The sequence below is a fragment of the Streptomyces sp. Da 82-17 genome (assembly GCF_046098215.1).
Lineage (GTDB): Bacteria > Actinomycetota > Actinomycetes > Streptomycetales > Streptomycetaceae > Streptomyces.
Genome location: NZ_JBJURH010000010.1, coordinates 235134 through 248124, shown reverse-complemented (window position 1 = coordinate 248124; position 12991 = coordinate 235134). Strand labels below are relative to the sequence as shown.

Genomic DNA, 12991 nt, shown 5'->3' with positions numbered 1-12991 from the left:
CGTCCCCGGTCAGGGGGCTTCCCCCTCGGCCGCCCGGTAGTGGTGGTAGCTGTGGTGCGGGGCGAAGCCCAGGCCGGTGTACATCGCCCGGGCCGCCTCGTTGTCGTCCTCGACCTGCAGCCACGCCGCCGACGCGCCCTCGTCCAGGGCCCGCCGCGCGAGCGCCGCCATCACGGCCGTGGCGAGGCCCTGCCGCCGCTGCTCCGGGTCGACCTCCACGGCCAGGAACCCGGCCCAGCGCCCGTCCACCACGCACCGCCCGATCGCCGCCGGCACCTCGCCCGTACCCGGCACGGACGCGAACCACGTCGACGGGCCGCTGCTCAGCACCCGGGCCACGTGCGGCCCCGGCGTCCCGAACCGCTGATAGCGCCGCAGCCAGCCCTCGTCGTACGCGCGGTCGAGCCGCACCCGTGCGGTGTCCGCGTCCAGGTCGCCGAGCGGGGCCAGGCCGCCGGTCCACACCTGTGCGCTCACCTCGCGCACCCAGCCGCGCCGCTCCAACTCCGCGGCGAGCAGCTCCTGCGTGCCCTCGGCGCCGGTCGCGAGCTGCGCGTACGCGGGCAGCCCGCGGCGCGCGTACCAGTCCCGCACGTACGCGAGCGCCTCGTCGAGCGGGCGGCCCGGATCACCGAGCGGCAGCACGGAGTTGGCCCGCCGCGTGAACCCGGAGGCCGCTCTGAGCGTCCAGTCGCCGAGCTGCTCGCTCTCGACCGGCTCCCAGGCGCGGGCGGTCACCCGGGCCAGCTCGGCGAAGGAGGCGGCGGGGCCGCGGCGACGCGCCGGGGCGGCCGGGACGACTTTTCCGGCGACCAGCGTGGATTCCGCGATGCGGACAGACTCCCCGTCGCGCCGTGTGATGAGCAGCACACCCTCGGTCCACGAAGTGAGAACTCCGACCGTGTCGGTGAACTTCTCACCCGGGATTCCGGCCCCGCTCAAGCACCGTACCGACACGCGTTTTCCCACGTCAGTAGGCTTGATGTGGACTTCGAGGAGCCCGCCTCCGATGATTTCCACAGCTCAGTCCGCCCCTCCTGTTCGGATCATGACCCGGAACGGAGATACTAGGTGCGGGCATCGACGACGCCGCGCTCCCGCGCGCCAGGCGGCGGAGCCTGAGGAGGCCCGCCAGCGCCCTATCGAGGAGGAACGACAGCGTGACTTACGTCATCGCGCAGCCTTGTGTCGACGTCAAGGACAAGGCGTGCATCGAGGAGTGCCCGGTCGACTGCATCTACGAGGGCTCCCGGTCCTTGTACATCCACCCGGATGAATGCGTCGACTGTGGAGCCTGCGAGCCGGTGTGCCCGGTCGAGGCGATCTTCTACGAGGACGACACTCCGGAGGAGTGGAAGGACTACTACAAGGCGAACGTCGAGTTCTTCGACGAGCTCGGCTCGCCGGGCGGCGCCAGCAAGCTCGGCCTGATCGAGCGCGACCACCCCTTCATCGCCGCACTGCCGCCGCAGAACCAGTAAGCGGCCCGCGGTCCAGCGCCTCGCCCCGGTCCCGTACGGCCTCGACTGCCGCACGGGACCGTGGTGTTTGCGCGGTACGGCCGCGGCGCCGCGCAGCACGTACGAGAAAGTGAGCAGCCCCGTGAGTCCAAGCGTGGGCGCGGTCTCTTCGCGCCTTCCCGTCTTCCCCTGGGACAAGCTGGAGCCGTACAAGGCGACGGCCGCGGCGCACCCGGGCGGCATCGTCGACCTGTCCGTCGGCACGCCGGTCGACCCGGTGCCCGAGCTGATCCGATGCGCCCTCACGGCCGCCAGCGACAGCCCGGGCTATCCGACGGTCTGGGGCACCCCCGAGCTGCGCGACGCGATCACCGGCTGGTGCGAACGCCGCCTCGGCGCACGCGGGATGACGCACCGCGGGGTGCTGCCGGTCGTCGGCTCCAAGGAACTCGTCGCCTGGCTCCCCACCCAGCTGGGCCTCGGCCCGGGTGACAAGGTCGCCTACCCGCGCCTCGCCTACCCGACGTACGAGGTCGGCGCCCGCCTGGCCCGCGCCGAGTACGTGGCGTACGACGACCCGACGCAGCTCGACCCGGCCGGCCTGAAGCTGCTCTGGCTCAACTCGCCCTCCAACCCGACCGGTCGGGTCCTGACCAAGGACGAGCTGACCCGCACGGTGGCCTGGGCGCGCGAGCACGGCGTGCTGCTCGTCTCCGACGAGTGCTACCTCGAACTCGGCTGGGAGGCGGAGCCGGTCTCGGTCCTGCACCCGGACGTGTGCGGCGGCTCCCACGAGGGCCTCGTCGCCGTCCACTCGCTCTCCAAGCGCTCCAACCTGGCGGGCTACCGGTCGGCGTTCCTCGCCGGTGACGAGGCGGTCCTCGGCGAGCTCCTGCAGATCCGCAAGCACGGCGGCATGATGACGCCCGCGCCGGTCCAGGCGGCCACGATCGCGGCGCTCGGCGACGACACCCACGTCACCGAGCAGCGCGCCCGGTACGCGGCCCGCCGCACGGCCCTGCGCGAGGCCCTGCTCGGCCACGGCTTCCGCATCGAGCACAGCGAGGCGAGCCTCTACCTGTGGGCCACCCGCGACGAGGACTGCTGGTCGACGGTCGCCCACCTCGCGGGCCTCGGCGTCCTGGTCGCCCCCGGCGACTTCTACGGCCGCGCCGGCGGACGCCACGTCCGCGTCGCCTTCACGGCCACGGACGAACGCGTCGCGGAGGCGGTCAAGCGGCTGGCCTAGCGCCACTCGGCCACGTACGTACGGCCGTGAACGCACGGAAGGGCCCGGGGAGTTGACGCTCCCCGGGCCCTTCCGTGTCCGTGTGTCGCTCAGCCGAGGGCCGGCAGGCCGCCCGTCGGGAGGGTCTCCACCGGGAGCTTGTTCTGGGTCGCGCTGCCCGCGGTGTCGCCGAGCGCCTTCGTCGCGCCGCCGACCAGGCCGCCCGCCGCCTTCTTCGCCTTCGGGGCGGTGCTCTTGCCGGTCTTGCCGACCTTCTTGCCCGTCTGGTCGACGGTCTTGCCCGCCTTCTTGACGGTCTTGCCCGTGGCCTTGTCGCCGGCGAGCCCGGTGACCTTGCCGGTCGCACCGTCGACGGTCTCGCCCACGCCGTCCGGGGCGGTCAGGGCGCCGACAGCGGGCGTGCCCGGCAGATCGGCGGCGCTCGCGGAGCCGGCCGCACCGACCACGGAAACTGCTCCCGCTGCGCTGAGCAGCGCGGCACGGGCGATCCGGCGGGTCAGGGGGAGGGACATGGTGCTCCTTGTGTGACAGAAGACAGTTGGCGTGTCCGCGTGGTGACTCCGGCCTGACCGGCCGCGGACGCCGTGACTACCGCTCGAAGCCCTCGAAGGTTGCGGGACGGCAACGTAAAGAGTTGGTAATGCGTCGCATTATCGGCTGCGGCTAAAACCGGACAAACAACGAGCAAAAGGTGTCTCCGGCGGCCGCCCTGCAGAATCCTCACTTCGCTTGATGCGCAAGGGATTTGAGGGCCCCGCAGCGGTCCCGCTCAAGGCCGCGCACCGAGGGGCGTGCGGCGTCGCCGCGAACTGACCCGGCTCCCTCGATCGGGTGAGGGCCCGCACTACTGGGCGGTGATGATCACTACCTCGTTCGCGGCACCGCTCGCCCCGCCCGAGCCGCCCGCGGCCTGCCCGGACGTGCCGCCCGAGCCCCCGGAGGCCGTGCGCCACTCGTGCCCGGGATCGGCGGCGTTCCACTCGCGGCCCGCGTACGAGACCCGCTCGATGCGCAGCGCGGACGCCTGGGCCACCGCCCAGTGCGCCAGCTCCCAGCCCCGCCTGTCGTCGCCGCCGCGCGCCGACACCGCCTTCGGCACCGGCACCCGCAGCGTCGTCCCGGCCGCCTTCGCCTTGCCGTCCTTCGCCTTGCCGTCCTGCGCCGGGGTGGCGCCCGCGGACTCGGGCCGCGGCAGCACGTCCTTGCCGAAGTCCCGGACCAGCGCCTGCCGCACCCGCTCCGGGTCGCCGGGCTCACGCGCCGGTTCCGTGCCGCACGTCAGGGTCGCCGCGGCCCGGCCGGTCAGCGCCGCGGAGAGCAGCGCGGCGTCCGGCTCGTGCTTCGCGTACGCCTGCGGGAAGCCGCTGCGCTGCACGCGCTGGGCGGCCACGGTGAGCGGCAGCCGCGAGTAGCCGGGGACCTTGTCCAGGTGCTCGTAGAACTTCCCCGCCGAGTACACCGGGTCCATGATCTGCTCGGTGTTCCCCCAGCCCTGCGAGGGGCGCTGCTGGAACAGGCCGAGGGAGTCCCGGTCGCCGTGGTCGATGTTGCGCAGGGCCGACTCCTGCAGGGCCGTCGCGAGCGCGATCGTCACGGCCCGCTCGGGCATGCCGCGCGAGGTGCCGACCGCCGAGATCGTCGCGGCGTTCACGGCCTGCTCGGTGCTCAGCTCGTACGTACCGCCGTCACCCGCCGCCGAGACGACCCGGCAGCCGGGGGCGGGCCTGCCGCCGCCCTCGTACTGCAGGAGCAGATAGCCGGCGAGGGCGAGCAGCACGGCGAAGGCCGCGGCGGCGCGTAGGAGGCGGCCGCGCCGGAATCGGGTGGGGGGCTGCTCGGGCACGCGCCAACCGTACTGGAGTCCGGGATGCGGCTCGCACGACGCCCTGGGGAACGGAAAGCGTAGGGTCCATGGCATGTCCGAAACCGCACTTGACCTCACCCTGGACGCGGCGAAGCTGACCGCGCAGCTCGTCGACTTCCCGTCGGAGAGCGGCACCGAGAAGCCCCTGGCCGACGCCATCGAGACCGCGCTGCGCGCCCTGCCGCACCTCACGGTGGACCGGTACGGCAACAACGTGGTGGCCCGTACGAACCTCGGCCGCGCCGAACGCGTCGTGCTCGCCGGGCACATCGACACCGTGCCGATCGCGGACAACGTCCCGTCCCGGCTCGACGAGGACGGCGTCCTGTGGGGCTGCGGCACCTGCGACATGAAGTCCGGCGTCGCCGTCCAGCTGCGCATCGCGCAGACGGTCACCGAGCCCAACCGCGACCTCACGTTCGTCTTCTACGACAACGAGGAGGTCGCCGCCCACCTCAACGGCCTCGGACATGTGGCGGACGCCCACCCGGACTGGCTGGAGGGCGACTTCGCGATCCTCCTGGAGCCCACCGACGGCCAGGTCGAGGGCGGCTGCCAGGGCACGCTGCGGGTCTTCCTGAAGCTGTCGGGGGAGCGCGCGCACTCCGCGCGCGCCTGGATGGGCGACAACGCGATCCACAAGGCCGCCCCGATCCTGGCCCGCCTCGCGGAGTACGAGCCGCGCAAGCCGTACGTGGACGGCCTCCAGTACCACGAGGGCCTCAACGCCGTCCGGATCGAGGGCGGCGTCGCCACCAACGTTATCCCCGACGCCTGCACCGTGGTCGTCAACTTCCGCTACGCCCCGGACCGCAGCATGGCGGAGGCCGAGCAGTTCGTACGGGACTACTTCGCGGACTGCGGCGTCGAGGAGTTCGTCGTCGACGACCACACCGGCGGGGCCAGGCCCGGGCTCGACCACCCGGCGGCGGCCGCGTTCATGGCGTCGGTCGGCGGCGAGGCCCGGCCCAAGTACGGCTGGACGGACGTCTCCCGGTTCAGCGCGCTCGGCGTGCCCGCCGTCAACTACGGGCCCGGGGCGCAGCTGCTCGCGCACAAGGTCGACGAGCGCGTCCAGACCGCCGAGATCCTGCACGCGGAGGAGCGGCTGCGCGCCTGGCTGGCGTCCTGACGTCGCGGCTGTTCATATCGATCTTGCCCGTTATGACGTTGTCGGTCACAGCTCTCTGCCTACGCTGAGGCAGCAACGCCGTCGGTGGAAGGGGATCTTCATGAGCAATCCGGAAGCACAGGGTCCGCTGGAGGAGCAGTACCTCGGGCCGGTCGTGCGACGCCGTGGCCAGGTCACGCCCGGCACCACCGACCAGCGGCTCCTCGACTCCGAGGGCGACTCGGAGTGGGTGCACACCGACCCCTGGCGGGTCATGCGCATCCAGTCCGAGTTCGTCGAGGGCTTCGGCGCCCTGGCCGAACTCCCGCCCGCGATCAGCGTGTTCGGCTCGGCCCGCACCCCGGTCGGCACTCCCGAGTACGAGGCCGGGGTGAGCCTCGGCCGGGCGCTGGTCGAGGCCGGCTTCGCGGTGATCACCGGCGGCGGCCCGGGCGCGATGGAGGCGGCCAACAAGGGCGCGCGCGAGGCCAAGGGCGTCTCGGTCGGCCTCGGCATCGAGCTGCCCTTCGAGCAGGGCCTCAACCCGCACGTCGACATCGGCGTGAACTTCCGCTACTTCTTCGTCCGCAAGACGATGTTCGTGAAGTACGCGCAGGGCTTCGTGGTCCTGCCCGGCGGCTTCGGCACCCTGGACGAGCTGTTCGAGGCCCTCACCCTCGTCCAGACCCGCAAGGTCACCCGCTTCCCGATCGTGCTGTTCGGCTCGGAGTACTGGAACGGCCTCGTGGACTGGCTCCGCAAGACGATGATCGCCGGCGGCAAGGCCTCGGAGCACGACCTGCAGCTGTTCCACGTCACGGACGACGTGGAGGAGGCGGTGGCGCTGGTGAGCAAGGAGGTCGGGCGGTAGGGGCTCCACCCCCGCGCCCCGAAAAGGGGCGCGGGGAACGGCGCGAGCGACCACGACGGCGGGAAGCCGGGCGGGCGCGTGGGAGCAGGGTCCGGGGCGGCAGCCCCAGATCGCCGAGCACCGTACGACGGTGCCGACCGCTCAGGCCAGACCCCGCCGAGCCACCGCAGGTGCCCGGTGGCCCGCGATCGTCGCCACCATGTCCAACACCTGCCGCGTCTCGGCGACTTCGTGCACCCGGTACACCTGCGCGCCCAGCCACGCCGACACCGCCGTCGTCGCCAGCGTGCCGATGACCCGCTCCTTCACCGGGCGGTCCAGGGTCTCGCCCACGAAGTCCTTGTTGGACAGCGAGACCAGCACCGGCCAGCCCGTGTCCACCATCTCCCCGAGCCGCCGGGTGGCCTCCAGGGAGTGCCGGGTGTTCTTGCCGAAGTCGTGCCCCGGGTCGATCAGCACCGACTCCCTCGGCACCCCCAACTCCACGGCCCGCTCGGCCAGTTCGACGGTCACCCGCAGGATGTCCGCCATCACGTCCTCGTACGCGGTCCGGTGCGGGCGGGTGCGCGGTTCGGCGCCGCCCGCGTGCGTGCAGACCAGGCCCGCGCCGTACCGCGCGGCGACCTCGGCGAGCTTCGGGTCGACCCCGCCCCAGGCGTCGTTGAGCAGATCGGCGCCCGCCTCGCAGACCGCCTCGCCGACCTCGTGGCGCCAGGTGTCGACGCTGATCACCACGTCCGGGAAGCGGCGGCGGACCTCGGCCACGAAGCCGACGGTGCGCCGGGCCTCCTCCGCGGCCGTGACCTCCTCGCCGGGTCCGGCCTTGACCCCGCCGATGTCGATGATCGCGGCGCCGTCGGCCACGGCCTGCTCCACGCGCGCGAGGGCGGGCTCGTCCTGGAACGTGGCGCCCTGGTCGTAGAAGGAGTCCGGAGTCCTGTTGACGATCGCCATGATCACTGGCTCGTGTGCGCCGAACTCGCGCCGTCCGAGCCGCAGCGGGCTGCCCATCCCCTGATTCCTCCTCGCATCGGTCGCCTGCGACCCTAACTGTCGGTGCCGCATGGCACGATCGGACGTGGTGAGCCTCCCCGGCGTCCTGCCCAGGAAGACTCTGTCAGTCCGCACTCTGCGCGCGCCCGACGGCCCGTCCGGCGCGCCCCCACCGGGAGTTGTTCGTGTTCTGGTTCCTGCTCATCGCGCTGGTCGTGGTGGTCGCCGCGGTCACCCTCGCCGTCGTGGGCGGCGGCGAGTCCACCGCGCTGCCCGATGCGGAGCCCGAGCGGCTCGCCGACCCGCTGCCGGTGACGCGCCCCGTGCACCGCGCCGACGTCGAGGCGCTCCGCTTCCCCCTGGCCCTGCGGGGGTACCGGATGCTGGACGTCGACGACGCCCTGAGCCGCCTCGGCGCCGAACTCGCCGAGCGGGACGCCCGGATCGCCGAGCTGGAGGCCACCCTCGCGGGCGCCCAGGCGATGGCGGTCGGCGCGGGCCGCGGCCTCGTCGACGAGGCGGGGCAGCAGCCCCCGGTGACGCCGGACGCCACCGACGCCACCGGCGCCGAGCACCCGGGAGGCCCCGAGCACCCTGAGCGCCCCGAGCCTCAGGACGGCCCGCCGAAGACCCTGCCCACCGCCTCACCCGACGCCCCCGAGGAGCCGCAGCGATGACCGAAGGCACCGCCAGGCCCGGCCCGGACGGCGCGCTGCGCTGCCCCTGGGCCCTCTCCACCGAGGACTACGTGGCGTACCACGACGAGGAGTGGGGCCGCCCGGTCCACGGGGACGACGCGCTGTACGAACGCCTCTGCCTGGAGGCGTTCCAGTCCGGCCTGTCGTGGATCACGATCCTGCGCCGCCGCGAGGGATTCCGGCGCGCGTTCGCCGACTTCAAGATCTCCGCGGTCGCCGCCTTCACGGACGCCGACGCCGAGCGTCTCCTCGCCGACCCGGGCATCATCCGCAACCGCGCCAAGATCTCCGCGACGCTCGCCAACGCCAAGGTCCTCGACACCTGGTCGCCGGGCGAACTGGACGCGCTCATCTGGTCGTTCGCCCCGGACCCGGCGGGCCGCCCGGTGCCGCGCACGCTCGCCGACGTGGCCGCGATCACGCCCGAATCGACCGCGCTCTCCAAGGAGTTGAAGAAGCGCGGCCTCCGCTTCGTCGGCCCCACGACGGCGTACGCCCTGATGCAGGCCTGCGGCCTGGTCGACGACCACCTGCAGGACTGCCTGGCCCGCCGCGCGTGACGCGCCGCCGGGGTCAGCGGCCCAGGTACTTCGGCTGCTCCTTGGCGATGAACGCCTCCACCGCGATGTGGTGGTCCGCCGACGAGCCCGCCTTCGACTGCAGCTCGTCCTCCTTCTCCAGCGCCTCGTCGAGCGAGTGCCCGGCCCCGTACGCGAGGGACTCCTTCAGCGCCGCGTACGCCAGGGTCGGGCCGGAGGCCAGGGCGCGGGCCGTGCGCTCCGCCTCGGCGGCCAGCTCGTCGGCCGGCACCAGCTTGTTGGCGATGCCCAGGTCGTACGCCTCCTGCGCCTTGATGCTGCGCGGGAAGAACAGCAGGTCGGCGGCGCGGCTCTGGCCGATCAGGCGGGGCAGCGTCCACGAGACGCCCGAGTCGGCGGTCAGGGCGACCCCGGCGAAGGACGTGTTGAACGAGGCGGTGTCGGCGACGACGCGGTAGTCCGCGGCCAGCGCGAAGCCGAAGCCCGCGCCGGCGGCCACGCCGTTCACTCCCGCGACGACCGGCTTGGGCATGCCGGTGAGGGCGCGCACGATCGGGTTGTAGTGCTCGCGCACCGTGCTCATCGTGTCGTCGGAGCCGGACTCCCGGTCCGCGGCGAGCTTGCCGATGTGCTCCTTGAGGTCCTGCCCGACGCAGAAGGCCCGCCCGGTCGCGGTGAGCAGCACGGCCCGTACGGCGGTGTCGGCGGCGGCCGCCTGGAGGGCGTCCCGGAGGGCGACCTTGGCGTCCGTGTTCATGGCGTTCATCGCGTCCGGGCGGTTCAGCGTGATCGTCGCGAGCCCGTCGCTCACCTCGTAGAGCACGGTGTCGGCCATGTCGGTCCCCTCCATCGGTGCGGCCCGCGGGCGTTCACGGCCGTGGGCGCGGTCTGCCGGTCGTCGTCCAAGCACAGCATGGCGGAGATCATCTCGGCCCGACATGTGCCCCGGCATGTGACCTGCGTCAAACAATCGGCGAGCGGCGGGGCGCGCGAAGCGGCGCAGTATCGCAGCCACATCGCCGAATTGGGTGGTTTTGGCCAAGTGCGTTGCGCAAGCGATGCCTACCGATGTTGGTCATCGGGTCCTGCGATGCGGGATAATGGCCGGGAAGCAATGTGTTCGATGCCGGTGACACAGCGCCTGTCATGGGGCCGCCGGCTGCGATGAGCTGGTTTCAGGAAGGGGAACGAGCATGGCGGCCATGAAGCCGCGGACGGGCGACGGCCCGCTCGAGGTGACCAAGGAGGGGCGGGGCATCGTCATGCGCGTTCCGCTCGAAGGCGGCGGTCGGCTCGTGGTCGAGCTGACGCCCGACGAGGCGCAAGCCCTCGGCGACGAACTGACGAAGGTCGTCGGCTGACGCGGAAGCGCTCACCACTTTTCAACTGCCCCGGCACACTAACAGCGTGCCGGGGCGGTGTCGTATCGGGGGCCGAACGCGCAGGTCAGCGGCCGCGTACCGGGGCGCGGCTCAGCGTCGGACGGCGCACAGCAGGCCGTCGCCCGTCGGCAGCACGGCGGGCACCAGGTCGTTGCTCTCCCGCACCGCGCGCAGCAGTTCGCGCAGCTTCACGACCTCCGCGGGCTGCGGACCGGAGTCGACCGTGCGGCCGTCGGCGAAGACGCCCTCGAAGCAGACCAGACCGCCGGGCCGCAGCAGGCGCAACGATTCAGCTAGGTACTCCAGGTACTCCGTGCGATCGCCGTCGCAGAACACCAGGTCGTATCCGCTGTCCGCGAGCCGCGGCAGTACGTCGAGGGCGCGGCCGGGGATGAAACGGGCGCGGTTGCTGGCGAAGCCGGCCGCGCGGAAGGCCTGGCGGGCGAACTGCTGCCGCTCCGGCTCGGGGTCGACGGTGGTGAGGACGCCGTCGGGCCGCATGCCGTGGAGCAGATGAATACCGGAGACTCCGGTTCCGGTGCCGATCTCGGCGACCGCCTTGGCGCCCGCGGTCGCGGCGAGCATCCGCAACGCGGTGCCGGTGCCGGGCGTCACGGCGCGGAGCCCCGTCTCCCGGGCCCGCTCGCGGGCCCAGTGCAGCGCTTCGTCCTCGACGACGAAGGCGTCCACGAACGCCAAGGTCGGCTGACGGTTGCCGGTAATCGCCCTCTCCTGTCCCCGTTGTCGACGGCCTTCGGCCTGCCGGTGACTGTATCCGTTGGGGCCGGGAACCCGCAGATGGGACCGGGCGTTAAGAGGGGGTGAAGAGGAAAGCCGGGGCATGCGGCCCGACTTCCAAATTCGCGTAAAAACGCTTATCCGGAGCTAACGGGCGAGGTGGCTATGGTAGGGGCTCCACTGGACACCACCAGAGCCGACAGGGGAGGTGCGGCTGCGGCCGAGGGCAGGGGAAGGATGTCGCGACTGCGGCGCCGCTTCCTCAGACCGGAGGTCGAGCCGAAATCCGTGACCAACAACGCTGACCGATCCCGCGCCGCCGACTCCGTGCAGACCGCGACCTTCGCCGCCGAAGCGGAATCGCAGGCGTGGACTCCGCCCACCTGGGAGGAGATCGTCAGCACCCACAGCGGCCGGGTGTACCGCCTGGCGTATCGCCTGACCGGCAACCAGCACGACGCCGAGGACCTCACGCAGGAGGTCTTCGTCCGTGTCTTCCGCTCGCTGTCGACGTACACGCCGGGCACGTTCGAGGGCTGGCTGCACCGCATCACCACGAACCTCTTCCTCGACATGGTGCGCCGCAAGCAGCGCATCCGCTTCGACGCCCTCGGGGACGACGCCGCGGAGCGCCTGCCCAGCCGCGAGCCCTCCCCGCAGCAGGTCTTCAACGACACGCACTTCGACGCCGACGTCCAGCAGGCGCTCGACACCCTCGCCCCCGAGTTCCGCGCCGCGGTCGTCCTCTGCGACATCGAGGGCCTGTCGTACGAGGAGATCGCCGCGACCCTCGGCGTGAAGCTCGGCACCGTCCGCAGCCGGATCCACCGCGGCCGGTCCCAGCTCCGCAAGGCCCTCAAGCACCGGTCGCCCGAGGCCCGCGCCGAGCGCCGCTCGCTCGCGGTCACGGGTGTGCCCGTGCTGGGAGGAGGGGGCGCGACGGCGTGAGCGGATCACGGCGAAACCCGGCCGAGCGTCATCTCGCCGAGCAGCATCTGGGAGACCGGCTGGCCGCCCTGGTGGACGGCGAGCTGGGACACGACAGCCGCGAGCGCGTCCTCGCGCACCTCGCGACCTGCGCCAAGTGCAAGGCGGAGGCCGATGCCCAGCGCAGCCTGAAGTCGTACTTCGCGTCCACGGCGCCCCCGCCCCCCTCCGAGACCTTCCTGGCCCGCCTGCAGGGACTACCGGCGGGGGGTGACGGCGACCGGGGCGGGTTCGGCGGCGGCCCCGTCACCGGGCCGCTCTTCGGCATGCGCGCCGACGGAGCCTTCGGCGCGGGCGCGGACCCCTTCGGGTACGAGGGGCCGGGCGGGCCGCTGCCGGAGAGGCCGCTGTCCGACGGGCCCCCGCCGGCCGACGGGCCGCGGACGGACGGGCCGTTGTCCGACCGGCCCTTGTCCGACGGGCCGTTGTCCGACGGGCCGTTGTCCGACGGTTCGGCGGAGCGTGGCTTCCGGATCCATGACGTGGGCCGTTCCCTGCAGGAGCGTACGGCCGCCTCGCGCGGGCGCCGGTTCGCCTTCGCGGCGGCGGGTGCCGTCTCGCTCGCGGCGATCGCGCTCGGCGGGGTGTCCGCGGGCGCGCCCGTCCCGACCGACACGTCGGCGGAGGCCCGCGGCTCCAAGGCCGGCCCGATGCGTACGCAGGGGGCGAACGGCAACAGCGCCCGCGACACCCAGCGCAGACGCGGCAGCCACCCCGCCGGCCCCCAGCAGGGCGGCAGACCCGGGGCGCTCGCGGCGCCGATGGCCGCCACGGGAGTGGCCGCGCCGGACGTGCCGGGAGTGCCGCTCGCGCCGCATCGGCCCCGTGCCCTGCAGGACTGGGTGGCCACACCGATGCTCACCGGCTCCTCGGCGCTCTCCCCGCTGATACGCCGACCGGCCTCCGGGTTCCCGCAGTACCCGGCCAGGCCGAACGGCACACAGCAGGGCGAGCGGCAGGAGCGGGAGCAGGCGCGGGAGGCGGACGGGGTCCGCGAGGCCACCGCCACCGCCTCGGCGGAGGCCCCGCCGGGATCCGGTACGGCGCTTTCCACCCGGCGCTGAAGCGGTCGCCTGCACGACCGTTCGCAAACCTGGTT

At 72.9% G+C, this 12991-nt stretch carries 15 protein-coding genes; 9 read left to right on the top strand and 6 right to left on the bottom strand.

Annotation, left to right across the window (positions count from 1 at the left end; translation table 11 throughout):
• Positions 1–9 precede the first annotated feature (9 nt).
• Entirely contained in the window at positions 10–1020 is a 1011-nt protein-coding gene (locus ACIDOF_RS19840) for a GNAT family N-acetyltransferase (protein ID WP_409007266.1), read from the bottom strand.
• Between the two features lie 140 nt (positions 1021–1160).
• Between ACIDOF_RS19840 and fdxA the strand changes: the two genes are divergently transcribed.
• Positions 1161–1481 (top strand): ferredoxin, encoded by a 321-nt coding sequence (gene fdxA, locus ACIDOF_RS19835; RefSeq protein ID WP_018089397.1) that lies wholly within the window; start codon positions 1161–1163, stop codon positions 1479–1481.
• A 133-nt stretch (positions 1482–1614) separates the two neighbouring features.
• Entirely contained in the window at positions 1615–2709 is a 1095-nt protein-coding gene (gene dapC, locus ACIDOF_RS19830; RefSeq protein WP_409007297.1) for a succinyldiaminopimelate transaminase, read from the top strand.
• A gap of 89 nt (positions 2710–2798) precedes the next feature.
• Here the strand turns inward: dapC and ACIDOF_RS19825 are convergent, their stop codons facing one another.
• Positions 2799–3221 (bottom strand): ATP-binding protein, encoded by a 423-nt coding sequence (locus ACIDOF_RS19825; protein WP_409007265.1) that lies wholly within the window; start codon positions 3219–3221, stop codon positions 2799–2801.
• Positions 3222–3553: 332 nt separating this feature from the next.
• The gene (locus ACIDOF_RS19820) at positions 3554–4552 is read right to left on the bottom strand and encodes a heavy metal transporter (RefSeq protein WP_409007264.1); all 999 of its coding nucleotides are present in this window, start codon (positions 4550–4552) and stop codon (positions 3554–3556) included.
• A 73-nt stretch (positions 4553–4625) separates the two neighbouring features.
• Between ACIDOF_RS19820 and dapE the strand changes: the two genes are divergently transcribed.
• On the top strand, positions 4626–5705 hold the full coding sequence (gene dapE, locus ACIDOF_RS19815) for a succinyl-diaminopimelate desuccinylase (RefSeq protein WP_409007263.1): 1080 nt from the start codon (positions 4626–4628) through the stop codon (positions 5703–5705).
• Between the two features lie 100 nt (positions 5706–5805).
• Entirely contained in the window at positions 5806–6555 is a 750-nt protein-coding gene (locus tag ACIDOF_RS19810) for a TIGR00730 family Rossman fold protein (protein WP_409007262.1), read from the top strand.
• A gap of 141 nt (positions 6556–6696) precedes the next feature.
• On the opposite strand, the gene folP is transcribed toward ACIDOF_RS19810, so the two are convergent.
• Positions 6697–7566 (bottom strand): dihydropteroate synthase, encoded by an 870-nt coding sequence (gene folP, locus ACIDOF_RS19805; protein WP_409007261.1) that lies wholly within the window; start codon positions 7564–7566, stop codon positions 6697–6699.
• A 167-nt stretch (positions 7567–7733) separates the two neighbouring features.
• Here folP and ACIDOF_RS19800 point away from each other — a divergent pair, with 167 nt between their 5' ends.
• Together ACIDOF_RS19800 and ACIDOF_RS19795 are read left to right on the top strand one after the other, a co-directional pair.
• Positions 7734–8225 (top strand): DivIVA domain-containing protein, encoded by a 492-nt coding sequence (locus ACIDOF_RS19800; RefSeq protein ID WP_409007260.1) that lies wholly within the window; start codon positions 7734–7736, stop codon positions 8223–8225.
• Positions 8222–8806: a DNA-3-methyladenine glycosylase I gene (locus ACIDOF_RS19795; RefSeq protein ID WP_409007259.1), complete on the top strand. Its 585-nt coding sequence runs from the start codon at positions 8222–8224 to the stop codon at positions 8804–8806. The genes ACIDOF_RS19800 and ACIDOF_RS19795 overlap by 4 nt, the downstream gene beginning before the upstream one ends.
• A gap of 13 nt (positions 8807–8819) precedes the next feature.
• On the opposite strand, the gene ACIDOF_RS19790 is transcribed toward ACIDOF_RS19795, so the two are convergent.
• The gene (locus ACIDOF_RS19790; protein WP_409007258.1) at positions 8820–9620 is read right to left on the bottom strand and encodes an enoyl-CoA hydratase/isomerase family protein; all 801 of its coding nucleotides are present in this window, start codon (positions 9618–9620) and stop codon (positions 8820–8822) included.
• A gap of 358 nt (positions 9621–9978) precedes the next feature.
• On the opposite strand from ACIDOF_RS19790, the gene ACIDOF_RS19785 reads away from it, so the two are divergent.
• Entirely contained in the window at positions 9979–10146 is a 168-nt protein-coding gene (locus tag ACIDOF_RS19785) for a DUF3117 domain-containing protein (protein WP_282515747.1), read from the top strand.
• A 111-nt stretch (positions 10147–10257) separates the two neighbouring features.
• Here ACIDOF_RS19785 and ACIDOF_RS19780 read toward each other — a convergent pair whose 3' ends face one another.
• Positions 10258–11010, bottom strand: a complete 753-nt coding sequence (locus ACIDOF_RS19780) for an O-methyltransferase (protein WP_409007257.1) — start codon at positions 11008–11010, stop codon at positions 10258–10260.
• 60 nt (positions 11011–11070) lie between these two features.
• Here ACIDOF_RS19780 and sigE point away from each other — a divergent pair, with 60 nt between their 5' ends.
• Together sigE and ACIDOF_RS19770 are read left to right on the top strand one after the other, a co-directional pair.
• Positions 11071–11853: an RNA polymerase sigma factor SigE gene (gene sigE / locus ACIDOF_RS19775; RefSeq protein ID WP_409007256.1), complete on the top strand. Its 783-nt coding sequence runs from the start codon at positions 11071–11073 to the stop codon at positions 11851–11853.
• Positions 11850–12956: a zf-HC2 domain-containing protein gene (locus tag ACIDOF_RS19770; protein ID WP_409007255.1), complete on the top strand. Its 1107-nt coding sequence runs from the start codon at positions 11850–11852 to the stop codon at positions 12954–12956. Before sigE ends, ACIDOF_RS19770 begins: the two co-directional genes overlap by 4 nt.
• Positions 12957–12991: the final 35 nt, after the last annotated feature.